This is a genomic window from Bradyrhizobium sp. SZCCHNPS1003, assembly GCF_032381555.1.
Classification (GTDB): domain Bacteria; phylum Pseudomonadota; class Alphaproteobacteria; order Rhizobiales; family Xanthobacteraceae; genus Bradyrhizobium.
In genome coordinates this window covers 260,830-285,577 of sequence record NZ_JAUHIU010000008.1, presented here as the reverse complement: position 1 = coordinate 285,577, position 24,748 = coordinate 260,830, and the positions used below count along the sequence as shown (strand labels likewise).

General features: G+C 64.7%; 16 protein-coding genes. 8 read left to right on the top strand and 8 right to left on the bottom strand.

Going from position 1 to position 24,748, the window contains the following annotated elements; translation table 11 throughout:
• Positions 1-118: 118 nt before the first annotated feature.
• The 3 genes from QX126_RS15555 (at position 119) to QX126_RS15545 (ending at position 4,229) form a co-directional block, all read left to right on the top strand.
• Positions 119-724, top strand: a complete 606-nt coding sequence (locus tag QX126_RS15555; protein WP_315782049.1) for a K(+)-transporting ATPase subunit C — start codon at positions 119-121, stop codon at positions 722-724.
• A gap of 101 nt (positions 725-825) precedes the next feature.
• A complete protein-coding gene (locus QX126_RS15550; protein ID WP_315782047.1) occupies positions 826-3,543 on the top strand; it encodes a sensor histidine kinase KdpD in 2,718 nt (905 codons plus the stop codon).
• Entirely contained in the window at positions 3,540-4,229 is a 690-nt protein-coding gene (locus QX126_RS15545) for a response regulator transcription factor (RefSeq protein WP_315775903.1), read from the top strand. Before QX126_RS15550 ends, QX126_RS15545 begins: the two co-directional genes overlap by 4 nt.
• A 179-nt stretch (positions 4,230-4,408) precedes the next feature.
• On the opposite strand, the gene QX126_RS15540 is transcribed toward QX126_RS15545, so the two are convergent.
• Entirely contained in the window at positions 4,409-4,666 is a 258-nt protein-coding gene (locus tag QX126_RS15540) for a hypothetical protein (protein WP_315771968.1), read from the bottom strand.
• On the opposite strand from QX126_RS15540, the gene QX126_RS15535 reads away from it, so the two are divergent.
• Together QX126_RS15535 and QX126_RS15530 are read left to right on the top strand one after the other, a co-directional pair.
• On the top strand, positions 4,665-4,844 hold the full coding sequence (locus QX126_RS15535; protein ID WP_315738670.1) for a hypothetical protein: 180 nt from the start codon (positions 4,665-4,667) through the stop codon (positions 4,842-4,844). The genes QX126_RS15540 and QX126_RS15535 overlap by 2 nt on opposite strands.
• Positions 4,845-5,027: 183 nt before the next feature.
• Complete coding sequence (locus QX126_RS15530) at positions 5,028-5,321, top strand: DUF6496 domain-containing protein (protein WP_315782046.1); 294 nt, start codon at positions 5,028-5,030, stop codon at positions 5,319-5,321.
• 45 nt (positions 5,322-5,366) lie between these two features.
• Here QX126_RS15530 and QX126_RS15525 read toward each other — a convergent pair whose 3' ends face one another.
• Positions 5,367-6,248 carry a Ku protein gene (locus QX126_RS15525; RefSeq protein WP_315782044.1) on the bottom strand — a complete coding sequence of 294 codons (882 nt, stop codon included), beginning with the start codon at positions 6,246-6,248 and terminating at the stop codon, positions 5,367-5,369.
• A gap of 641 nt (positions 6,249-6,889) precedes the next feature.
• On the opposite strand from QX126_RS15525, the gene ligD reads away from it, so the two are divergent.
• On the top strand, positions 6,890-9,580 hold the full coding sequence (gene ligD, locus QX126_RS15520) for a DNA ligase D (RefSeq protein ID WP_315782042.1): 2,691 nt from the start codon (positions 6,890-6,892) through the stop codon (positions 9,578-9,580).
• 94 nt (positions 9,581-9,674) lie between these two features.
• On the opposite strand, the gene QX126_RS15515 is transcribed toward ligD, so the two are convergent.
• Entirely contained in the window at positions 9,675-9,839 is a 165-nt protein-coding gene (locus QX126_RS15515; RefSeq protein ID WP_006614022.1) for a DUF3309 family protein, read from the bottom strand.
• A 170-nt stretch (positions 9,840-10,009) separates the two neighbouring features.
• Between QX126_RS15515 and QX126_RS15510 the strand changes: the two genes are divergently transcribed.
• Complete coding sequence (locus tag QX126_RS15510; RefSeq protein WP_315782040.1) at positions 10,010-10,321, top strand: polyhydroxyalkanoic acid system family protein; 312 nt, start codon at positions 10,010-10,012, stop codon at positions 10,319-10,321.
• Here QX126_RS15510 and treY read toward each other — a convergent pair whose 3' ends face one another.
• The 5 genes from treY to treS are packed head-to-tail and all read right to left on the bottom strand — an operon-like array spanning position 10,322 to position 22,408.
• The gene (gene treY / locus QX126_RS15505; RefSeq protein ID WP_315782038.1) at positions 10,322-13,123 is read right to left on the bottom strand and encodes a malto-oligosyltrehalose synthase; all 2,802 of its coding nucleotides are present in this window, start codon (positions 13,121-13,123) and stop codon (positions 10,322-10,324) included.
• A 1-nt stretch (position 13,124) separates the two neighbouring features.
• Positions 13,125-14,891: a malto-oligosyltrehalose trehalohydrolase gene (gene treZ / locus QX126_RS15500; RefSeq protein ID WP_315782036.1), complete on the bottom strand. Its 1,767-nt coding sequence runs from the start codon at positions 14,889-14,891 to the stop codon at positions 13,125-13,127.
• Positions 14,888-16,963 (bottom strand): glycogen debranching protein GlgX, encoded by a 2,076-nt coding sequence (gene glgX, locus QX126_RS15495; RefSeq protein WP_315775911.1) that lies wholly within the window; start codon positions 16,961-16,963, stop codon positions 14,888-14,890. The genes treZ and glgX overlap by 4 nt, the downstream gene beginning before the upstream one ends.
• A 4-nt stretch (positions 16,964-16,967) precedes the next feature.
• On the bottom strand, positions 16,968-19,106 hold the full coding sequence (glgB, locus tag QX126_RS15490; RefSeq protein WP_315782034.1) for a 1,4-alpha-glucan branching protein GlgB: 2,139 nt from the start codon (positions 19,104-19,106) through the stop codon (positions 16,968-16,970).
• Positions 19,103-22,408 carry a maltose alpha-D-glucosyltransferase gene (gene treS, locus QX126_RS15485; RefSeq protein ID WP_315782032.1) on the bottom strand — a complete coding sequence of 1,102 codons (3,306 nt, stop codon included), beginning with the start codon at positions 22,406-22,408 and terminating at the stop codon, positions 19,103-19,105. Before treS ends, glgB begins: the two co-directional genes overlap by 4 nt.
• Before the next feature lie 352 nt (positions 22,409-22,760).
• Here treS and malQ point away from each other — a divergent pair, with 352 nt between their 5' ends.
• Positions 22,761-24,713 carry a 4-alpha-glucanotransferase gene (gene malQ, locus QX126_RS15480; RefSeq protein WP_315782030.1) on the top strand — a complete coding sequence of 651 codons (1,953 nt, stop codon included), beginning with the start codon at positions 22,761-22,763 and terminating at the stop codon, positions 24,711-24,713.
• Positions 24,714-24,748: the final 35 nt, after the last annotated feature.

Below are 24,748 nucleotides of genomic sequence, written 5' to 3'. Positions count from 1 at the left end.
CACAACTGCCGTCATTGCGAGGAGCGAAGCGACGAAGCAATCCAGACTATCACGGCTTGAAGACTCTGGATTGCTTCGCTTCGCTCGCAATGACGGGAGAGAAACAGGAGACACCACAATGCTCAAAGAAATCCGTCCCGCCATTTTCATCCTGCTCGCGCTGACCCTGATCACCGGGCTGTTCTATCCGCTCGCCATGACCGCCGTCGCCGGCTTCGTGTTTCCGGCGCAGGCCGAAGGCAGCCTGATCACGCGCAACGGCCAGGTGATCGGCTCGGCGCTGATCGGCCAGGAGTTCAAGGACGACAAATATTTCCACGGCCGTCGGTCGGCGACCTCGGCAGCCGATCCGAACGACTCCACCAAGACGGTCTCGGCGCCCTACAACGCTGCCAACTCGTCCGGCTCCAATCTCGGCCCCACCAGCAAGGCGCTGGCCGACCGCCTCAAGGAGGACGTCGACAAGCTGAAGGCGGAGAATCCCGCGCAGGCCGTGCCGGTCGATCTGGTGACGACCTCGGCGAGCGGGCTCGATCCGGACATCTCGCCGGAGGCAGCGCTGTTCCAGGTGCCGCGGGTGGCCAAGGCGCGCGGCTTGCCGGAGGCAAGCGTCCAGGCCGTGATCGCCCGGCAGACCCAGGGCCGTCTGCTCGGACTGCTCGGCGAACCCCGCGTTAACGTGCTTGCGCTCAATCTGGCACTCGACGCTGCCAAACCGCAGTGAAGCCTCGCCGGCCGCACCTTGAGGTAAAGGTCCTGGCCTTAAAGGTCCTGGCCTTAACGGTCCTGGCCTTGGCGCCGAGGTCCCTCCGTCTATAATGCCGCATGGCCAGTCAACGCCGCGATCCTGACCAACGTCCCTCGCCGGAGGCCCTGCTCGAAGCGGCCCGGCGGGAGGACAGTCCTGCCGGCAAGCTCAAGATCTTCGTCGGCGCCGCGCCCGGCGTCGGCAAGACCTATGAGATGCTGTCGAGCGCGCATGCCAAGCTGAGGGCCGGCGTCGACGTCGTCATCGGCTTCGTCGAGACCCATGGCCGCGCCGAGACCGAGGCGCTGGTGCGCGGCCTGGAGGTCGTCCCGCGCAAACATATTTCCTACAAGGACCAGATCGTCGAGGAGATGGATCTGGATGCCGTGATCGCGCGCCGTCCCAAGCTCGCGATCGTCGACGAGCTCGCGCACACCAATGCCGCCGGCAGCCGCCACCCCAAGCGCTATCTCGACGTCGAGGAGCTGCTGTCGCACGGCATCGACGTCTACACGGCGGTCAACGTTCAGCACATCGAGAGCCTCAACGACGTCGTCGCCCAGATCACTCATGTGCGCGTACGCGAGACCGTCCCGGACTCGATCCTCGACCGCGCCGACGCCATCGAGCTGATCGACCTCACGCCCGACGATCTGATCCAGCGGCTGAAGGAGGGCAAGGTCTATGTCCCCAAGCAGGCCGAGCGCGCGCTGGAGCATTATTTCTCGCCCGGCAATCTGACCGCGCTGCGCGAGCTCGCGCTGCGCCGGACGGCCGAGCGCGTCGACGAGCAACTGCTCACCCACATGCAGGCCAACGCCATCGCCGGACCCTGGGCAGCCGGCGAGCGGATCCTCGTCTGCGTGTCGGAGGATCCGCGGGCGACAGGGCTGGTGCGCTACACCAAGCGGCTCGCCGACCGTGTCCACGCGCCGTGGACCGCCGTTACCATCGAGACCCGGCGCAACCTGCAGCTCACGGACAAGCAGCGCGACCGGCTCGCCGATACGCTGCGGCTGGCCGAGACCCTTGGCGGCGAGGCGCTGACGATTCCGGGCGTCGGCCGGCGCATCGCGGATGATCTCATCAGCTTCGCGCAGGCCAACAACGTCACCCAGATCATCATCGGCAAGTCGAGCCGCTCGCGCCTGTTCGAGATCATCAGGGGCTCGGTGGTGCATGACCTCGTCAGGCGCGCCGGCAACATCAGCATCCACGTCATCGCCGGCGAGGAGGCGCCGGACACGCCGAGCCCGTCGGTGCAGACGCGCCCGCGCAGCGAGCCGCTGCAGCCAAAGCCCTATCTGATGGCGCTGCTGATCACGGCTGTCGGCCTTGGCCTCGCCGAGCTCATCCAGCCCTTCTTCGGTATCGAGAACGTCGATCTGGTGTTCCTGACCGCCGTGGTCGGCGTCGCCGCGCGTTACGGTCTTGGGCCGTCGCTGCTGGCGAGCCTCGCCGCCTCGCTCTGCTACAACTTCTTCTTCCTCCCGCCTCTGTATACGTTCACGATCACCGATCCGACCAACATCGGCGCGTTCTTCTTCTTCATGCTGATCGCCATCCTGGTGTCCAACGTCGCCGCGCGCGTGCGCGTTCAGGCTGACGCCGCCACCCAGCGCATCCGGACCACCGAGCAGCTCTACGCCTTCAGCCGCAAGCTCGCGGGCACCGCGACCCTCGACGACGTGCTGTGGGCGACGGCCTATCAGGCGGCGTTGATGCTGAAGGTGCGGGTGGTGCTGCTGCTGCCGCAGGACGGCAAGCTCACGGTCATGACCGGCTATCCGCCGGAGGATCAGCTCGACGACGCCGACCTCGCCGCTGCGAGCTGGGCCTGGAGCAACGACCGCGCAGCGGGCCGCGGCTCCGACACGCTGCCGGGCGCCAAGCGCCTGTTCCTGCCGATGCGCACCGGGCGCGGCTCGATCGGTGTCATTGGCATCGACGACGATCGTACCGGGCCGCTGCTGACGCCAGACCAGCGCCGGCTGCTCGATGCCCTGGTCGATCAGGGCGCGCTCGCGATCGAGCGCGTGCTGCTGGTCGAGGACATGGACAAGGTCAAGCGCACCATGGAGCAGGACCGGCTGCGTTCGGCGCTGCTCACCTCGATCTCGCACGATCTGAAGACGCCGCTTGCCTCCGTGCTCGGCGCGGCTTCGACGATGCGCGATCTGGCCGCCAGGCTGTCCGACAAGGAGAAGCTCGACCTGCTCGCCACCGTCATCGACGAATCCGAGCGGCTCAACCGCTTCATCGCCAATCTCCTGGACATGACCAAGCTGGAATCGGGCGCGATCGTGCCGAACGCCGCGCTGCACGACGTCGGCGAGATCGTCGGCAGCGCGCTGCGGCGCGCGGGCAAGATCCTCGCCGGTCATCATGTCTCGCTGGAGCTGGCGCCCGATCTGCCGATGGTCGAGGTCGACGCGGTGCTGTTCGAGCAGGTGCTGTTCAATCTGCTGGACAACGCCGCCAAATATGCGCCTCCCGAGACCTCGATCGCGATCCGTGCGGCCCGCGACAACAACTGGGTCGTGCTCGAGATCCGTGACGAAGGCGACGGCATTCCCGCCGCGGAGGTCGAGCACGTGTTCGACAAGTTCTATCGCGTGCAGAAGGGCGACCAGGTGCGGCCCGGCACGGGGCTGGGGCTCGCGATCTCGCGCGGCTTCATCGAGGCGATGCATGGCCGCATCTTCGCCGGCAACCGCACCGATCGGCGCGGCGCGGTCCTCACCATCCGCCTGCCGGTGCCGGCGCAGGCCAGACCGCTGGATACGGCCGCATGACCGGCGCTCCGATCAAGGTGCTCGTGATCGACGACGAGCCGCCGATCCGCAAGCTGCTGCGGATGGGCCTGACCACGCAAGGCTACGAGATTCTCGAAGCCTCGAACGGCAGGATTGCGCTGGATCTGTTGGGCCAGGAGCCGGCGCTGATCATTCTCGACCTTGGCCTGCCCGACATCGACGGGCTCGAGCTGCTGCGTACCATCCGTGGCCGCAACGAGGCTGTGCCGGTCGTGGTGCTGTCCAGCCGCGGCGACGAGGCGGGCAAGGTCCAGGCGCTCGATCTCGGCGCCGACGACTACATCACCAAGCCGTTCGGCATGGATGAATTGCTGGCGCGGCTGCGCGCGGCGTTGCGGCATCAGTTGCAGGTGCAGGGCGAGCGTCCGGTGTTCCGCTCCGGCGATCTCTCCGTCGATCTCGTCCGCCGCATCGTCAAGGTCGGCGAGCGCGAGATCAAGCTGTCGCCCAAGGAATACGATCTGCTCCGCGTCCTGGTGCAGCACGCCGGCAAGGTGCTGACGCACCGCTTCCTGCTCAAGGAGCTGTGGGACGAATTGACCGACGCGCAATATCTGCGCGTCTATGTGCGTCAGCTCAGGCAGAAGATCGAGGCCGATCCCGAGCGCCCGCAATTCGTATTGACCGAGACCGGCATCGGCTATCGGCTGCGCGCGCCGGACTGAGCTTGGCCGTATCGGCCGACTGGTCCTATGTGTCAGGGGCGTTGACATCGCCATTCGATGGGCGAGCTTGCGTGTCCCGCGGGCGGCATCAGCTCGTTTCGTTAAATTTACGAGCAATTTTGACCAACCGGTCATGTCGCGCTGCGGCACAGTACGTCCGCAGGCGCCCGTTCTCTGGATCAACGGATGATCGAGACTGCGGTCGTGCCACCTGATCGGCGCAGCTGATCGTGCGTTTGCATGCACGATGGTGTAAACACGGGACGTGCCATGTCTCGGCTTGTCAGAACGCGATCTGAATTTTGGGGGGCGAGGCTGCCGACTGCGGCGCAGAGATTGTCATCGGCGATACCGGGAAGAGCATCATGCCCGAAATTCATCTCAATCAAGGTCAGCCCGACGCGTTGTTCTTGGCTCCCATCAGTGAGGTCGGTCATGGAAGAATACATTCATCTGCAGAACCTCATCCTGTTCAGGAAACGTCTCGCTGAATTCAACGATGAGTCCAAGCGGACGGTGCTCCTGAAATTGCTGACTGAGGAAGAGGCCAGGGACGCATCATTCGGAACGTCGCCTTGTCCAGTTGCGCCTCATGCGGCGGATCAGAACGTCTGATTGGCTTCTCGGTCTATCCGTCATCGAAGCGACGAGCGCGAAGCTGCATTGGAATCTCCATGTATCGACGGGCTTCGATTCCCGCGATCGTGAAAGCATGTGTGGAGGTACGCGGCATCAGCTTGCGCTTTGGAACTTTCGTCTCGCCGACGCGGTTTACGTGTCGCAATCGGGAGGATGTTCATGGCACGACAATACTCGCGCAAGGCATCGGCCAAGGTCGGCCGGGCCATGAAGAAGCGCAAGGCCGGCACGCTGCGCAGCGGCGGTTCCGGTCGCAAGGTCAAGAGCCGCAAGCAGGCCATCGCGATCGGCCTGTCGGAGGCGCGCCGCGAGGGCAAGAAGGTGCCGCCGAAGAAGAGCGCGCGGACATCGGCGAAGAAGGCATCGAAAAAGACAACCAAGAAGGCATCGAGCAAGAAGACCACGAAGAAGACCAGCCGGAAGACAGCAAAGAAATCATCGAAGAAAAGCTGAGGCTCGGGATTGCGCCGCCTTGCGCTCATCCGGGCTACGGCGTACTCAGCCCGCCTTCCTCTGCCGCGCCGCCGACCGATGCGCCTTCTTCGCCGTGCGTCGATGCGTGCTCGTCCGCCGTGGCGCCGCACGCGCCGTCTTTTTTCCGCTCTTGCCGTTCAGGCTCTGCTTCAGCGCATCCATCAGGCTGACGACGTGGTCGGGCCGCTCTTCCGGCTCCGGCAACTTGATCGGCTTGCCCGACGCCTTGCGCTTGACCAGCGCCTTCAGCGCGGTCTCGTATTGGTCCTTGAACTCCGAGGGATCGAAATGCGCCGCCTTGGTCTGCAGGATGTGGCCGGCGAGCTCGACCATGTCCTTGGTGATCTTCGGCGCCTTGATGTCGTCGAAGAACTCAGCTTCGTCGCGCAGCTCATAGGGAAAGCGCAGGGTGGTGCCGAGCATGCCCTTGCCCATCGGCTCGATGGCGATGATATGCTCACGGTTGGTCAGCACGATGCGCGCCAGCGCGACGCGGTCCTGATCCTTCATCGCATCGCGGATCACCGCGAAGGCGTCGATTGCCGCCTTGCCGTCGGGGGCGATGTAATAGGGATCGTTGAGATAGCGCTGGTCGATCTCGTCGCGCGGCACGAAGCTGTCGATGTCGATCGTATGGTTGCTCTCGATCTGGACCGCCTCCAGCTCCTCGGGCTCGATCTCGACGTACTGTCCCTTGGACAGCTCGTAGCCGCGGCCCTTCTGGTCGCCTTCGACGATGTCGCCGGTCTCGGAGTCGACCATCTGCTGCTTGAGCCGGTTGCCGGTCTCGCGGTTGATCAGATGGAAGCGCGTCTTCTCCACCGAGGTCGACGCCGGATAGAGGACGACGGGGCAACTGACGAGCGAGAGTTTGAGCGAGCCTTTCCAATAGGCGCGGGGGGCCATCGTGGTCTCCTTGGACAATCCGGACGAGGCTGCAACGGGCAAGCATCGGTGTGGGTTCCATGGGCCCGGCGAAGGTCGCTTCGGGAAAAAATAATTCGCTTGACGGCTTCGTAAAATCAGCATTATGGTCAGACCCGTTCCGTTGCGTCGGAAGGGGACGTATCGCGGTCGTCACGGACGTCGGCAGCGGAATGCGATGGGTGTGTCGGATTGCAGCGTGATTCAGTCGCGCCGACGAACAATCCGGCATGCACGGTCAAGTCGCGCGGTCCTGATACCCCGATGCTGGTATCCAGCGCGATGCGCGCAAGCGCATTGTCGCGACACGGTGGCCAACAAGCCCGGCGCGCCGAGGAGAACGCGAAGCAGCCGTTAAAGCCGTCGCGCAGGGAGGGCCGGGATGTCTCGGCTGCACCTGTGGTACCTGCCGCCTGCATTTTTTTCGCAGGCGGGCCATGGGGGCGGCGAGCTCCCGGCCTTCCCTGCGCCCTCTCGATTGGCAGAGGGCGGACGCCAGCGCAGCCTGGGCTCCCTGAGCCGCGGGAACGCGGAACTTTGCCCGATGTTATCATCATGTTGATGCGGCCGGTTCCACGAGTTCACCGGCTTTGCTACGCTACCGCTCAACGCGAGGGATCACCGTGGCGCTCAGGAAGCTCTCCACCTATCGCAAGAAGCGCGATTTTGACAAGACGGCGGAGCCGTCCGGCGACGCCAAGGTTGCACGTGCGCCGCGGCCGCGTTTCGTCATCCAGAAGCACGACGCGACGCGGCTGCACTACGATCTCAGGCTCGAATTTGGCGGCGTCTTCAAGTCGTGGGCGGTGACCAAGGGCCCGTCGCTCGATCCGCATGACAAGCGGCTCGCGGTCGAGGTCGAGGACCACCCGCTCGACTACGGCGATTTCGAGGGCACGATCCCGGAAGGCGAGTATGGCGGCGGCACCGTCATGCTGTGGGACCGTGGCTATTGGGAGAGCGAGGATCCCGAGAGCGGCTTCAAGAAGGGCGATCTGAAGTTCACGCTGGATGGCGAGAAGCTGCATGGCAGTTGGGTGCTGGTGCGCATGCGCCACGATCGCACCGGCGGCAAGCGCACCAATTGGCTCCTGATCAAGCATCGCGACGAATTTGCCAAGGAGGGCGAGGCCAACGACATTCTCGACGCCGACAAATCAGTGGCGTCGGGGCGCACGATGGAGCAGATCGCGGCCGGCAAAGGCAAAGCGCCGAAGCCGTTCATGCTCGCCAAGACACAGCGCATGAATGCCGATGCGGTGTGGCATTCGAACCGCAGCGACGGCAAGGCCACTTCGACGAAGACGGCGCCGTTGGCAAAGACGACGAAAGCGAGCCTGAAGTCGAAGACAGTGGCGCCGCGCATGGTGTCATCGTTGCCGGACTTCGTCGCCCCTGAGCTTTGTACCTCGGTCGCGAAGCCGCCGAGCGGTGAGGGGTGGGGGCATGAGATCAAGTTCGACGGCTATCGCGTGCAGATCAGGGTCGAAGACGGCAAGGCAACCCTGAAGACGCGAAAGGGCCTGGACTGGACGGCCAAGTTCAGTGCGATCGCGCAGGAGGCCGCGAAGCTGCCGGATGCGATCATCGACGGTGAGATCGTCGCGCTCGACAAGGACGGCAATCCGAATTTCTCGGCGCTGCAGGCGGCGATCTCAGCGGGCGAAACCGACGAGCTGATCTTCTTTGCCTTCGACCTGATGTTCGCCGAAGAGTTCGACCTGCGCCGCCAGCCTTTGCGCGAGCGCAAGGCGCGGCTCGCGAAGCTGCTGAAGGCGCATATCAAGGGCAAGGCGCCGCGCATCCGCTATGTCGAGCACTTCGAGAGCGACGGCGAGGCGGTGCTGGAGTCCGCACGCAAGCTGTCGCTGGAGGGCATCGTCTCCAAGAAGCTGGACTCGGCCTATCATTCGGGACGGACGGAGAGCTGGACCAAAGCCAAGACCAGGCCCGGCCACGAGGTCGTCATCGGTGGCTGGAAGACCACCAACGGCAAATTCCGATCGTTGATGGTCGGCGTCAACAAGGACGATCATCTCGCTTATGTCGGGATCGTCGGCACCGGCTTCGGCCAGGACACGGTGAAGGAGATCATGCCGGCGCTGAAGGCGGCTGCCTCCGACAAGAGCCCGTTCAGCGGCAAGAACGCGCCGCGCAAGACGCGCGAGGTGCATTGGCTCAAGCCCGAGCTGGTCGCCGAGATCGAGTTTGCAGGCTTCACCGGCGACGGCAATGTCAGGCAGGCCTCGTTCAAGGCACTGCGCGAGGACAAGCCGGCGCGCGAGGTCGTTGCCGAGAAGCCGGTGGTGACGACGAAGGTTGCGAAGCCGGTGGCGCGCGCCGCGGCGAGCGTCGCGACCGTCGGCACCACGGTCCACAAGACGCCGTCTCGGACGAAGGGCTCGGCCACCGTGATGGGCGTTGCGATCTCCAAGCCCGACAAGGCGCTGTGGCCGGACGCCGGCGACGGCGAGCCCGTCACCAAGCTCGATCTCGCGAACTATCTGGAAGCCGTCGGAGACTGGATGATCGGTCATCTTAAGGGCCGGCCATGCTCGATCGTGCGTGCGCCTGACGGCATCGGTGGCGAAAAATTCTTTCAGCGGCACGGCATGCAGGGCATGTCGGACCTGCTCGAGCTGGTCAAGGTCTCGGGCGATCGCAAGCCGTATCTGCAGATCGATCGCGTCGAGGGATTGATCGCGGTGGCTCAGGTCGCCGCCGTCGAGCTGCATCCATGGAATTGCGCGCCGGACGCCTATGACGTTCCGGGCCGGCTGGTGTTCGATCTCGATCCGGCGCCGAACGTCGCGTTCGAGGAGGTGATCGCGGCAGCCAAGGACATGCGCCAGCGCTTGAAGAGCCTCGGACTCGAGAGCTTCTGCAAGACCACGGGCGGCAAGGGTCTGCATGTGGTGACGCCGTTGCTGCACGGCGCGCGCGACAAGGTGAGCTGGCCCGAGGCGAAGGCGTTTGCCCAGGGCGTGTGCCAATGGATGGCGAACGACAGCCCGGAGCAATATCTGCTCAACATGTCGAAGAAGCTGCGCAGGGGAAAGATCTTCCTCGACTATCTGCGCAACGACCGGATGTCGACGGCCGTCGCCGTGCTGTCGCCGCGCGCCCGCGAAGGCGCCACCGTGTCGATGCCGCTGACGTGGGCGCAGGTGAAGAACGGGCTCGAACCCAAGCGGTACACGGTCCGAACCGTGCCGGCGCTGTTGCCCAAGACCAAGGCGTGGGAGGGCTATGACGACGCGGCCGGAGCGATCAAGTCGGCGATGAGGAAGCTCGCGAACGAAGTGGAAGCGTAACGGATGCGATGCGGGGCGCAATCAAGCCCAGGCCGACGTGGCGCGGCCACGTCAGCCCGAGCTGATCAGTTGGATGGCTATGAGATCGATCGGATCAGATGCGTCCGAGCAGGACGAGAATCAGCACGATGACGATGATCAGGCCAAGGCCGCCGCCGCCGTAGTAGCCGGTGCCGTAGAACGGACCGCCGCCGATGCCGGAAAAGCCGCCGAGCAGGGCGATGATGAGAATGATGAGGATGATAGTTCCGATGGACATGTGCTTCCCTCCAGTGCCCGGCAGCGGGGCGACAACGTGCTCTGCCTTCGCCGAGGAAACTGGTTGGAACTTCGAAAGTTCCGCATGGGAACAAGTAAAATGCAGGGTGTGTCTTTGCGGTCGCATCCACCGATGACTACATGAAGGCGGTTGTTAGTCAGGAGATCGCGATGTCAAGTCCGCTTGTCGTTTCCATTCCGCATCGCCTCGGCAAGGACGAGGCTGTGCGCCGGCTCCAGGCCGGTCTCAGCCGCGCCGCGACCAGCGTTCCGGTCCTGAAGGTCGACGAAGAGCGCTGGGAGGGCGACAAGATGATCTTTCGCGTTCGCGCGCTCGGTCAGGCGGCGTCGGGCCATGTCGACGTCGCCGACGATCACGTGCGTGTCGAGGTCGTGCTGCCCTGGCTGCTGCAGCGCTTTGCCGAGGCGGCGCAGGCCGCGATCCGTAACCGCGGCCAGTTGCTGCTGACGAAGAAGGGCTGATCAGGTCGGCGCCGCCGCTGTCTGGCGCCGACCAGCCGGGTGGGCTGCCGCATCAGTCCGCGCCGGGATCACTGCTGCAGGCACGTGCGTGAAGATGGAGGACACCGCGACCATGCCGTTCTGCATGTCCGCAGATGTGTAACCGCGGGCATGAACCTCGGCTTCGAAATCATCCGCGTGGGGCCACACCCGGCCAGCGTCGGTAAACGGCGCAAAGTTGCGCGCAGTGGCGACGATGACGGCGTCGCGCCCGCGCCGCCGTGCGAAGGCAATGATGTGATCGGCATGACGTCCGCTCACCTCGAGCGGCTCATAGGAACCGTCGGTGAAGACCGAGGACATCTCGTTACGCAGCCTGAGCAGCCGCCGCGTCCAGGCCAGCTTGATGCGGCCATCCGGCCAATGGCCCGCGAGGTGCGCCCAGTCGGGACTCTCGCACGCACGCAGCGCCTGTTCGCGTGCGGCGAAATCGACCGGGCGGCGATTGTCGGGATCGACCATCGAGAGGTCCCAGAATTCGGTGCCCTGGTAGAAGTCGGGTACCCCCGGCATCGTCGCCTTGAGCGTCAGCTGCGTCAGGGAGTTCAGCGCGCCGAGCAGCGCCAGCCGCTTGGCAAGCGTCTCCAGCGACTGCAGGAACTCGGGCGAACGGTCGCGGTCCAGGATGCGTTCGATGAAGGCGCGCAGGCCGTTCTCATAGGCCTCGTTCGGATTGAGCCAGCTGGTCTCCTCCTTGCCCTCGCGCGCGGCCTTCAGCGCATAGGCCTGCAGCCGATCGGTCAGGGTGCCATCGGTGCCGCTCGCCGGCCAGATGCCGACGAGCGTCTGGTACAGCATGTATTCGAACGCCGCCGAGGGCGCGCGCATTTTGCCATCGGTGATGACGTGCGGCGCGTTCAAGGTCTTCCAGCGCGCGACCGACGACGTCCAGTCGTTGGGCAGCTCGGTGATGGCGGCCAGCCGCGTGCGCGCATCCTCGCCGCGCTTGGTGTCGTGCGTGGCGGTGGCGGTCATGCCGTGCGGCCAATGCCTGGCGCGGTCCTGCATCAGCTTGTGGAAGTCGGCGATGGCCAGAGCATGTGCCGCCGGATCGCCGCCGACCTCGTTGAGCGCGAGCAGCCGGTGGAAGCGGTAGAAGGCGGTGTCCTCCAGCGACTTCGCCATCATGGGCCCGGTGAGCTGCTGCACCTTGAGGGCGAAGCGGCGCACGCGCGGGACGCTGTGATTGGTGCTGCGGTCGCGCTTGATGAGGTCCATGGTCAGCGCATCGCGCAGGAACTCGAAGATCGAGCCGTCGGAGGCGAACCATTCGGCCCGGGCGCCTGCGATGGCGTGGTCGATCAGCTTGCGGTCGGTCTCGGTCGGACCGGCTGTGGTGAGATAAGTGCGATAGACCGGGAAGTGAAGAACATACAGTTCGAGCGCCTGGCGCAGGATGTCTTCCGAATAGTCGCGCGTCGAGTAGTGGCCGTTGGCGATGCGCGCCAGCAGGCGCGTCAGCACGGTGAACTCGCTGGTCAGCAGCGTCTCCAGCACGCGTCGCTTGGCTTCCTTTATCACCGGCGCCAGCTTGGGCGGCTTGTTGCTGATCTGGCGCCATATCTCGTCGAGCGGCTCCAGGCCGTTTCCGTCGATGAGCAGCTGGATGATGACGTTCATCCATTCGTAGCCGGTGGTGCCGTGCACGCCTGCGAAGCGCGGCAGCTTCTCCTGCTCGCAGAGGATCTTCTCGATCACGACGTAGAACGGCCCCGCCGCGGGCCCGCGGGCGTCGCGGATCAGCCGGCGCAGGCGCTGAAAATATTGTGCGGGATCGCGCAGGCCATCGATATGGTCGAGCCGCAATCCCTGCAACTGGCCGCCGGAGATCAGCGTCTTGACCAGCCGGTGGATCGCTTCGAACGTGCCGGCATCCTCGACGCGCAGGCCCGCCAGCGTGTTGACGTCGAAGAAGCGGCGGTAGTTGATGTCGCTGGAGGCGAGCCGCCAGTGGCCGAGCTTGTAGTGCTGCCTCTCCAGCAAATGATGCAGGGCGAGCGTCTGTGCGGCACGGTCGGGGCCGGCCTTGTAGGCCGCGATCCCGCGGGCAATGACGTCGGCGGCGTCCGGAATGGCCTTGAGGGCCGCCTTGAATGCCGGCGCTTCCTTGCGGTTCGGATGGCGCAGGCCCTGATAACGCGAGGCGAGCTCCAGGATCGCCCTGCCGGTCTCACTGCTTTCTGCGCCTGCCTCCTTGACGATGATGCGCAGCACTTCGCCGTAGCGCTCGGGCGCGATCGGCAGCCGATGCTCGAAGTACCAGCAGGAGAACGAGCCTTCCCCCGGATCATAGCGCAGCTCGATGTCGCCATGTTCGAGTGCATGACCGTAGGAGGTGCCGACGATCGGCAGCAGCACGCCGCCGCGTGCGCGATACGGCAACTGGTCCCAATCGATGTCGAACGAGGCGGCGTGCGGCGAAGCCTGGCCCCATTCGAGGACGTCGAGCCACCATGGATTGTCGTCGAAATGCACGCCGACATGGTTCGGCACGAAGTCGAGGATGAGGCCGAGATCGTGCTGCTTGAGCGCCGCGCTCAGTTTGGCAAAGCCGTCCTCGCCGCCGAGCTCGGGATTGAGCTTGGAATGATCGGTGATGTCGTAGCCATGCGTCGAGCCCTTCCGCGCCGTCATGAACGGCGAGGCGTAGACGTGGCTGATGCCGAGCGCCTTCAGATACGGCACGACGCGCGCGGCCGCTTCGAAGTTGAAATCACCCGTGAGCTGCAGGCGATAGGTCGCGAGGGGGACGGCCGGAGGCATGCTATCCTCCGATGCTCCAGAACACGGACCACGGCGGCAGGCGGTCTCCAGGCGTGCCGCCCCAGATCGGAGTGCCCGGGACGCCGTTCGGCGAAGCCGCGAGCTCCTTGTCCGAGACGTTGGCAAGCAGAGTCAGCCTGCTGCCATCGCCCATCTCCCAATGCGCGGTCAGGCGACCGTCATCGGTCACATCAGCGTCGCCGAATTTTGCGCTCGGAAGCCGCGGCGCAACCTCCTTGTGACGCACGGCGAGGAGCGCGCGCACCAGCGCCAGACGCTCGCGCCCCGGCGATGAATTACGGGAGTCCCAGTCGATGATCGCGGACTTGAAGGTTTCGATGTCGAGCGGATCGGGGACCTCGTCGCCATGTTTGGCGTATGCCCACTCATACTCCTTGCGGCGTCCCTTGCGCACGGCATGCGCAAGGTCGCCCTGGAAGTCGCAGAAGAATGGGAACGGCTGCTTCGAGCCCCATTCCTCGCCCATGAACAGCATCGGCACGGTCGGCGCCAGCAGCGTCACCGCGAGCGCCGCCGCGATCCCTTGCGGCGGCGCCAGCGCCTCGAGCCGGTCGCCGAACACGCGATTGCCGATCTGGTCATGGTTCTGCAGGAAGTTGACGAACGCTCCGGGGGCCAGATGACCGCTCGGCTCACCTCGCGGATCGCCGCCCCAGAATGCCGCCGGTTCGCCCTGATAGACGAAGCCGGAGGCGAGCGCGCGAGCGAGATCGCGGCGCGGCGCCTGCTGGTAGTCGTCGTAATAGCCGCCACTCTCGCCCGTCAGCATGACGTGCCAGGCATGATGATAATCGTCGTTCCACTGCGCGCGGAATTTGCCGCGCGGCGGCTCCTCCGCGGAATCCAGCATGCTGGCGCGGTTGTCGCCGTTTTCGAGCACCAGATGGATGTGCCGCCCGGTTGCTTCGACAAGCTTGCCAACCGCCGCGCTCAGATCGTGCAGCATCGGGATCTCACCCTCGTTGGACAGGATGTGATTGACCGCATCGAAGCGCAGGCCGTCGAAGCGATAATTCGTCAGCCAATGCAGCGCGTTCTCGATCGCGAAGGCGCACACTTCCGCGCGCCGGTAGTCGATCGCGCTGCCCCATGGCGTATGCGCATCGGTGAAGAAGGTCGGTGCATACAGGCCGATGTAGTTTCCCTCCGGGCCGAAGTGATTGTAGACGACGTCGAGAAACACCATCACCCCACGCAAATGGGCCTCGTCGATCAACGCCCGCAGGTCGTCGGGCCGGCCGTAGACGCTGTCGGGTGCGTAGAGCAGCACGCCGTCATAGCCCCAATTGCGCCGGCCGGCGAAATCCGCCAGTGGCATCAGCTCGAGTGCCGTGATGCCGGTCTCGACGAGGTGATCGAGCTTGTCGATCATCGCGCGGTAGGTGCCTTCCGACGTGAAGGTGCCGACATGACTTTCCAGGAACACGGCATCCTGCCACGGGCGGCCGCGCCAGTTTTCGGAGCGCCAGGTGTAGGCGCGGTGATCGATGACTTCGCTCGGACCGGAGACGTCCTCTGGCTGGAAATCCGAGCCGGGATCCGGAACGTCGAGCTCGTCGTCGATGCGGAACTTATACTGCGTGCCGGCGCCGACGCCGGCGACCTCAAGCGCATACCAGCCGCCGTCGAGGCGCTGCATCTCGTGCTTGCCGTCGAGCACCAGATCGACGCGCTTGGCGGCGGGAGCCCACAATCGGAACGTCGTGCCTTTCCCGGTGATGCGAGGTCCGAACTGACGGGGGCTCATGGCAGGCCCGCATACGCCAGCACGGAGCGGGGCGGAGCCTTGAGGTCGGCCCCGGCGGTGAAATCGACCTGCTTCTGCTGGGCTTCGGTGGTGTCGAGGACCTGCTGCCACGTCTTGTATTCGGCGAGCTCGGGCAATTTGAATCCAATCTCTTCGGGCGCTGCATTCAGAACGATAAAGATCGGAGCCTGCTCCTGTTCCAACGGGGCGAGCACGTAGGCGAGAAATCGTCCGTCGGGAAAGGTCCAGTCGGTTTGCGTCATCTCCTCTGCCGAAGGCGTCAGCCACAGCACGCCGAAGCTGCCGTCCGAGCGGCGGCCGTCCAGCCAGCGGCGCGCGCGAATCTGGCCGAAGCGGCGGCGCAGCTCGGTCATGTGCGCGATGAAGTCGATGAGGTCGTCGCCCTCGCGGCCCATGCCGCTCCAGTCCACCCAGCCGACCTCGTTGTCCTGACAATAGGCGTTGTTGTTGCCGTGCTGCGAGTTGCCAACCTCGTCGCCTGCGAGCAGGATCGGCAGACCCTGCGCGAGGAACAGACAGGCGAGCTGGTTCTTGCGCAACTGTCGGCGCATCGCATTGATCGCGACGTCGTCGGTCGGGCCTTCATGGCCGCAATTGTTGCTGTGATTGTCGTTGGAGCCGTCGCGATTGTCCTCGCCGTTCGCCTCGTTGTGCTTGCTGTTGTAGCTGAACAGGTCCGCCAGAGTGAAGCCGTCATGGACGGTGACGTGATTGACGCTGGCGCGTTGGCTACGGCCGTCGTGATTGAAGATGTCGGACGAGCCGGTCATGCGGCTGGAGACCTCGCCGATCAGGCTGCCTTCGCCGCTCCAGTAGCGGCGCATGGCGCTGCGATAGCGGTCGTTCCACTCCGACCATTGCGACGGGAAGGCACCGACCTGGTAGCCGCCGAGGCCGACGTCCCACGGCTCTGCCACGAGCTTCACGCCGGCGAGCACGGGGTCCTGGCGGATCGCAGTGAGAAACCCGCTGCGCCGGTCGAAGCCGTGCTTCTCGCGCGCCAACGTCGTCGCGAGATCGAAGCGGAAGCCGTCGACGTGACAGACCTCGACCCAGTAACGCAGCGAGTCCATCACCATCTGCAGCACGCGCGGATGGGTGAGATTCACCGACGAGCCGCAACCAGTGAAGTCGTCGTAGAAGCGCGGATTGTCGGGCTGGAGCCAGTAGTAGGAGGCGTTGTCGATGCCACGATAGCACAGGGTCGGCCCGAGATGGTTGCCCTCGGCGGTGTGGTTGTAGACCACGTCCAGCATCACCTCGATGCCGGCATCGTGCAGCCGCGCCACCGTCGTTCGGAAGGCATCGAGCGGATTGTCCTGCGCGTAGCGCAGCTCCGGCGCGAAGAAGGAAATGGTGTTGTAGCCCCAGTAGTTGACGAGCTTCTTCTCGACCAGCATGCGGTCGTCGATGAAGGCGTGGATCGGAAGCAGCTCGATCGTCGTGACGCCGAGCCGCTTCAGATGCTTGATCATCGCGGGCGAGGAGAGTCCGCCATAGGTGCCGCGCAGATTGGGCGGCACGTCGTCGCGCTTGGTGGTCAGGCCCTTGACGTGGGCCTCGTAGATGATCGTGTCCTCCCACGGGATCTGCGGCCGCATCTCGCGCCGGCCCCAGTTGAAGGTCTCGTCGATGACGACCGCCTTGGGCATGCCGCGGGCATTGTCGCGCCGGTCGAACGAGAGATCCTCGCGCGGCGAGCCGGCGCGGTAGGCGAAATGGGCATCGCTCCAGACCAGCCGGCCGGCGAGCCGCTTGGCATAGGGGTCGAGCAGCAGCTTGTTGGCATTGAAGCGGTGGCCGCGCTCCGGCTCGTAGGGCCCGTAGACGCGGTAGCCGTAGAGCTGCCCCGGCGAGACGTCGTTGAGATAGCCGTGCCAGACATCTTCCGTCCGCTCCGGCAATTCGATCCGCTCGATCTCCCGCCGGCCCTGGCTGTCGAACAGGCAGAGCTCGACCTTCTCGGCATTGGCGGAGAACAACGCAAAATTGGTCCCCCGTCCGTCCCAGGTTGCTCCGAGACGGGCGTGGCTTCCTGCGGCCAGACGCATTGCGTCAGGCTTCCGGGACGAGAAATACCGCTGCCATGGGCGGGAGGATGAGGTTGAGCTGGTGTTCTTCAGAGGCATGGACCTGGCCGACATTGCCGACATTGCTGCCGCCATAATGCAGGGAGTCGGAATTGAAAGCTTCCCTCCATTTGCCGCCGAACGGCACGCGGACCCGGTAATTGTAATACACGTTGGGCGAAAAGTTCACGACCACGACGCAGCGCGCGCGCTCATCGAAGCCCTTTCGCACCCAGGCGAACACGTTGCGGTCCGCGTCATCGGCGATCAGCCACTCGAATCCGCCCGGCTCGCAGTCCCGCTCATGCAGCGCCGGCACGTCGCGGTAGAGATGGTTGAGGTCGCGGATCAGGGCCTGGATGCCGGCATATTTGGCATCGCCGAGCAGATGCCAGTCGAGCGAGGTGTCGTGATTCCACTCGCGCTCCTGGGCGAGCTCGCAGCCCATGAACAGGAGCTTCTTGCCGGGATGCCCGAACATGAAGCTGTAATAGGCGCGCAGATTCGCAAAGCGCTGCCAGTCGTCGCCGGGCATCCGGCCGAGAATGGAGCGTTTGCCGTGCACGACCTCGTCATGCGACAGCGGCAGGATAAAGTTTTCCGAAAAGGCGTAGTGCAGGCCGAACAGGATCTCACCGTGGTGATATTTGCGGTGGATCGGATCCTTGCTGATGTAGCGCAAGGTGTCGTGCATCCAGCCCATGTTCCACTTGTAGCCGAAGCCGAGCCCGCCCATGTCGACTGGGCGCGACACCTGCGGCCACGCCGTGGATTCCTCGGCAGCCGTGGTCGCCTGCGGGAAATGACCGAACACGTCGATATTGGTCCGACGCAGAAACTCGATCGCCTCGAGGTTCTCGCGCCCGCCATATTTGTTCGGGATCCAGCCGCCGGAGGGACGGCTGTAGTCGAGATAGAGCATCGAGGCGACGGCATCGACGCGCAGGCCGTCGATGCCGTAGCGCTCCAGCCAGAACAGCGCGTTCGAGCGCAGGAAGTTGGCGACTTCGGTGCGGCCGTAATTGTAGATCAGCGTGCCCCAATCGAGATGCCGGCCCTGCATCGGGTTGGCGTGCTCGTAAAGCGCTGTCCCGTCGAAATGGCCGAGGCCGTGCGGATCATCCGGGAAATGGCCCGGCACCCAGTCGAGCCACACCGCAAGGCCTTCGCGGTGGCAGGCATCGACCAGCGCACAGAAATCCTCAGGACTGCCAAAGCGGCTGGTCGGCGCGAACAGGCCGGTCGGCTGATAGCCCCAGGAGCCGTCGAACGGATGCTCGCTGACGGGCAGGAATTCGATGTGCGTGAAGCCCATGTCGCGTGCATAGGCCGGCAACTGCTCGGCGAGCTCGCGATAGGTCAGCCACTGGTTGTTGTCCTTGCGCCGCCAGGAGCCGAGATGCACCTCGTAGATCGAGACCGGTCGATTCAGTTTGTTGATGTCATGTGGCGCCGGCCGCGGCCGCGGCAGGCTGGTCTCGTCGACCACGATCGATGCGGTCTTGGGACGCATCTCGGCCGCGAAGGCCATCGGATCCGATTTCAGCGGTAGGTGCTCGCCCTGCGGGCCGATGATGTCGAACTTGTAGTGGTCGCCGGCCCTGGCACGGGGAATGAACAGCTCCCAATAGCCGTTGCCGCGGACGCGCATCGGGTGGCGCCGCGCATTCCAGAAGTTGAAATCGCCGACCACGCTGACGCGACGTGCATTGGGCGCGAGCACGATGAATCCGACGCCATCGACACCGTCGAGCACCATCGGATGCGCGCCAAGCTTGTCGTAAAGCCGCTCATGGTTGCCTTCGCCGAGCAGATGCAGGTCGAAATCGCTCAGGATCGGCAGGAAACGATAGGGATCCTCGAGGTCGGTCACGTGGTCGCCGAATGTCGCCCGAAGCCGATAGCGCTGCAGCGACGGCATGGTCCCGGTGAACAGGCCGGCATCATGGATGCGCGTCAGCGGCGAGACTTCGCCGTGCTCGCCGACCACCTCGACCCGCGAGGCCTCGGGCAGGAAGGCACGCACGACGGCCCGCCCGTCGACATTGTGCTGACCGAGATAGCGAAACGGGTCGGCATGCCGACCTTCGATGATCGCAAACGCCTCGGGAGAAAGATGGGTCATGAGGACTCGCTGGCTGATGCTGGCTCGGACAGGACGCGAAGCAGGTTGCCCAATGCGACGCGCAACCAGTCCGGCCGGTGAGCCAGATCATATTCGAGCGCTCCGAGGGCTTTTTCCAGCATGAAAAAGTTAAGGAGCGCCTCCGCGGTGTGCGGATCGTCCGGCCAGAGGCGCTGGTTGGCCTTGATCTCCCGATAACCCGTCAAAAAGGTCGTAACAGCCTGATCGCGCCATTCCGACAGCGCGGCGGGGATCCGGCCGTGATCGTCCGGGCCTGCCCTCAGAGCACGCTCGAGCGCGACGCGGACCGAGCAATCGATCGAGCGCAGGAAGCCCGCGATGTCGCGGGCCGGCGGCGCCTTGCGCAGGCGCTCGGCGAGCGGCTGCTCCTCGTCGCCGTCGAAATCGATGATGAAGATATCATCCTTGACGATGAGGATCTGGCCGAGATGGAAATCGCCATGCAGCCGGATGTCGCAGCCACCGACATGGTGCGGGATCAGGCTGCTGAGGCGCTCCGACAACTCGCCGCGCCTGGCGAGCACCTGGTCGACCAGCCCTCGTTCCGGATCCTTGAGGTGATCGCGACGCTCGCTCAGGTCCGTCAGGACCCGTCCGGCCTGGGCGCGCAGCCGGTCGATCCAGTGATCGAGATGATCTGCGGTCGTGGGTTCGGGCGCGAAATCGGCGACGTCGCTGCGCGAGGCGAGCGCCGCATGCAGTTCGCCGACGCGACGGCCTGCCTGCGCCATGTAGCGCAGATAGGGCGACAGCTCCTCGCTCTGCCGCACGTCGCCGCTCGCGGCGAACACGCGCTGGTCGTCGACGTAGCGATCGAGATAGGCGGCGCTGACGGTCCAGCCGTCGCCCTGGTTCTCGATGAAACCATGGACGCAGCCGACGGTCTGCCGCTCGCCCTCCTGGATCACCTCGATGCTGCCGAGCAGCGGCGGGACATTGGCGAAGCCCACCGCCTCCGTGAGGAATCGGCCGATCTCGATCTCCGGATGCGGGCCGGCCTCCAGCTCGCGGCGGATCTTGATGAAGAACTCGTTGTTGACGACCGCCTTGCTGCTGCAGCGGTCGGTTTCGACCACGCGCACCTGCTCGGATTCGCGGATTGGCTTGTCCGGAAACCGCGACGTCGGCCGGAATTCGAGGCGCACCCCGTTTTCCTCGACCGTCAACGATTGCTTCAGATTGTGCAGGAGCAGCGCGAGAAAGATCGGGCTGGTCGCTGCATCGAGCAGCGTTCCCTCGCGGGCGCCCTGGCGCACGGCGGCAAAGGCTTGCGGATTGTAGCGATCGCGATCGAAGCGGACCCATTCGATCTGCATCGGCAGCAGATAGCGCAGCTTGTCGTCGCGCTCAGCGGCCTTGAAGAAGATCAGCCAGGGCCGGTTGTCGCCGATGTCGCAGAACGGGATCGCCGAGGTCAGCGTCGGATGGATCGCGTCCGCCGAGCGCTCGGGGTACCATCGCGCGCGCGCCAGATGACCGGGCAGAACGTCGCGTTCGAACACGCTGCGAGTGCGAGCCAGCGATACCCAGGTCGAGCCGAGCGGCACGACCAGCGTCTCGAACTCCGGCACCGCGCGCTGGATGATGGGCTCCGACTTCTCGCGCTCCTTGAGCTGGAACCAGTAGAATCCGTAGGGCGCGAGCGTGATCATGTAAGGCAGCTCGCCGATCGCGGGAAAGCGCGAGCGGCCGAGCATCTCGATCGGGACGCGATCCTTGAACGGCGAGAGATCGAGCTCGGTCGCCTGCGCCGAGCGCGACAGGTTGGCGACGCAGAGGATGACCTCGTCCTTGTACTGGCGGACATAGGCCAGCACCGACCGGTTGGCCGGGCGGATGAAGGTCATGGTGCCCCTGCCGAAGGCCAGCGTCGACTTGCGCACCGAGATCAGCTTCTTGGTGGCGTTCAACAGCGACGACAAGCTGCGCGATTGCGCCTCGACATTGACCGCCTCGTAGCCGTACACAGGGTCCATGATCATCGGCGCGTAGAGCCGCGCCGGGTCGGCGCGCGAGAAGCCGCCATTGCGGTCGGGAGTCCATTGCATCGGCGTTCGTACGCCATTGCGGTCGCCGAGATAGATGTTGTCGCCCATGCCGATCTCGTCGCCGTAGTAGATGATCGGCGTGCCCGGGAACGACATCAGCAGCGAGTTCATCAGCTCGATCTTGCGCCGGTCGTTGTCCATCAGCGGCGCGAGGCGGCGGCGGATGCCGACATTGATGCGTGCGCGCGGATCGTTGGCGTAGGTCGACCACAGATAGTCGCGCTCGACGTCGGTCACCATCTCCAACGTCAGCTCGTCATGGTTGCGCAGGAACAGCGCCCATTGGCAGGTCGCGGGGATGTCGGGCGTCTGGCGAAGGATGTCGGTGATCGGGAAGCGGTCCTCCTGGGCGATCGCCATGTAGATGCGCGGCATCAGCGGGAAGTGATAGGCCATATGGCATTCGTCGCCCTGGCCGAAATATTCCTGAACGTCCTCCGGCCACTGATTGGCTTCCGCCAGCAGCAGCTTGTCCTTGGCGTAATTGTCGAGCTCGACACGCAGGCGCTTGATGATCGCATGCGTCTCGGGGAGGTTTTCGTTGTTGGTGCCGTCGCGCTCGCAGAGGTAGGGGATGGCGTCAAGCCGGAAGCCGTCGACGCCGGCATCGAGCCAGCGTTTCATCACCTGGATGATCGCGTTGACCACGCGCGGATTGTCGAAATTGAGGTCCGGCTGGTGCGAGAAGAAGCGGTGCCAGTAGAACTGGCCGGCCTCCGGATCCCAGGTCCAGTTGGACTTCTCGGTATCGGTGAAGATGATTCGGGTGCCGAGATATTTCTGGTCGGTGTCGCTCCAGACGTACCAGTTGCGGGCGCTCGAGCCGGGCGGGCTGCGCCGGGCGCGCTTGAACCAGTGATGCTGGTCGGAGGTGTGATTGACCACGAGCTCGGTGATCACCCGCAGGCCGCGCCGCTTGGCCTCCTGGATGAAGCGCTTGAACTCCTTCATCGTCCCGAAATCGGGATTGATGCTGCCGTAATCGGCGATGTCGTAGCCGTCGTCGCGGCCGGGCGAGGGGTAGAACGGCAGCAGCCACAGCGTGGTGACGCCGAGGTCCTGCAGATAATCCAGCTTGTCGGTCAGGCCGGCGAAGTCGCCGACGCCGTCATTGTTGCTGTCGGCGAACGCCTTGACGTGCAGCTGGTAGATGATCGCGTCCTTGTACCAGAGACCGTCGCCGTCGGTCTCGGTCTGCAGACTCGGCGAATCCAGGGATGACATCAGGTTCACGAGGCCCTCACCTAGGAGAGAGGATGATGATGCAGCTGCGATCGGAGGCGTCTCGAAAGATGTCTCGGTCTCGGCAGATGCGGCTCTCCTCAAAAGAGGGCAGAATAGGGGAGAAGGCGTCCTTGGGGGTGACGCTCTCGAACGTGTGCGCAAATTTGTTCACGGTGATGCCATTGACAAGAAAACGGCGTCCCGGTTCGCTAGAAGCCGAGACGACCCCCTTACAACGCTGCAAGGCTCGTTTTGTTCCCCCGGGAACGACGGCCATGCCGCGGCGTTAGGGGCTTATCTTCTTGCCGTCCCACAACAATTTACGACGTACGTCTCCCGTTACGTCCAGATCGCGTGCCGAATGGATCTCTACAGCGAAGCCCATAGTCTCGGAATCCTGACAGAATTCTACGATGGTCAGGGGCAGCGTCGTGTCACCGACGAAGCGGCGCTCAAGATCATCGTTGAGGCTTTTCCCAGGCCCACGCCTCATCGGCTGCTGAGCGGCGCGGTCGTGATTCGGTCCGGGCAGCCGGCGCGCAGCCGCCTCAACGAGGCGACCAAGCTGCCAGTCAGGTGGACCATCAGGCGTGGCGACGCTGAGACAGCCTCCGGGCAGGCCGCTGAGGCCCTGGTCGAGTGGCCGGGTGATCTGCCGGTCGGCAGCTATCGCCTCGAGCTGGTGGATGCGTCGTCGTACCGCGAGGAGCTGCCGCTGCTGGTCGCGCCGGCGAAGGCCTTCGGCGGTGATTTCGATCGCGTCTGGCTGCTGGCGGTCCAGCTCTACGGCATTCGATCCAGTCGCAACTGGGGCATGGGCGATTTCACCGATCTTGCCGATCTCATCACGCTTTGCGCCAAGCTCGGCGCCGATGGCGTCGGCCTCAATCCGCTGCACGCGCTGTTCGACGATCGGCCGGGCGATTTCAGCCCCTATGCACCGAATAGCCGGCTGTTCCTGAATGCGCTCTATGTCGATGTGGAGCAGGCGCCCGGCTTCGCGAACGGGCCGGACAGCAAGGTGCTCGAGCCGCTGCGGCAGGCCGAGCTGGTGGACTACAAGGGAGTGGCGGCGTTGAAATGGCCGGCCTTGCGCGCGGCCTTCGACGCCTTCATGGCTGCGCCCGGCGCCGCCGCGGCGGCGGAGTTCAAGGCCTACCGCGCCGAGCGCGGCGATCTGCTGGCGCGCTTCACCTGCTTCGAGGTGTTGCGGCATCGCTTCCAGAAGCCGTGGTGGGACTGGCCCGAGGAGTGGCGGCAGCCCGATGCGGGGCGCTGCGCGGCGCTGCTCAGCGGCCCCGATCGGAGGGAGGCCGATTTCGTCGCCTATGTGCAGTGGCTCGCCGAACGACAATTGAGCCATTGCAGGGATCTCGCGCAGCGGCTGGGAATGAAGGTCGGTCTGTATCTCGACGTTGCGGTCGGCGTTCAATCCGACGGTTTCGATGCCTGGAACGAGCAGGGCGCCATTTCGCGCACGCTGTCGGTCGGGGCGCCGCCCGATCCCTTGAACACGGTCGGGCAGAACTGGGGGCTCGCCGGCTTCAACGCGCCTGGACTGGCGCTGAAGAATTTCGAGCCGTTCCGGGAAATGGTCCGGGCGTCGATGCGGCATGCCGGCGCGATCCGGCTCGACCATGTGCTCGGTTTGAAGCGGCTCTATCTGGTGCCGCACGGATTTCCGGCCAAGCAGGGCGCTTACGTGCAGATGCCGTTCGAGGCGCTGCTCGCCGCAACCGTCATCGAGAGCGTCGCCAACGAATGCATCGTCATCGGCGAGGATCTCGGCACCGTGCCGGAGGGCTTTCGCGAGCAGATGGCCGATTGGGGACTGTGGTCCTACAAGGTGATGATCTTCGAACGCGACGACAACGGGCGCTTCCGCGATGTCGACTTCTATCCGCCGAATGCGCTGGTGACGCTGAATACCCACGATCTCTCGACCTACGCCGGCTGGCGCTCGTTCGGCGATCTCAAGACCAAACGCGGGCTGGGCATCGATCCCGGTGAAAGCGACCAGGATCGCTGGGATGCGTTGGGGCTCTGGGACGAGGTGCTCCGCCAAAACGGCATTCGAGCCAACGACGTCCACTCAGCGATCGCCTTCCTGTCGCGGACGCGGTCCCGGCTGCTGGTGATTTCCCTGGAGGATCTGCTGGAAGTGGTCGATCAGCCCAATATTCCCGGCACGATCGACGAGCATCCGAACTGGCGCCGCAAGATGCCGATCAAGCTCGAGGACATCGCCGGTGCGACCAGCGTCGCGGCGTTGAAGGCGGCGACCGCCGAACGGATCAGCCCGGCCGGCGTTTAGAACGGGGGGATTGCGGGGGGGCAGTTGCACGCGGA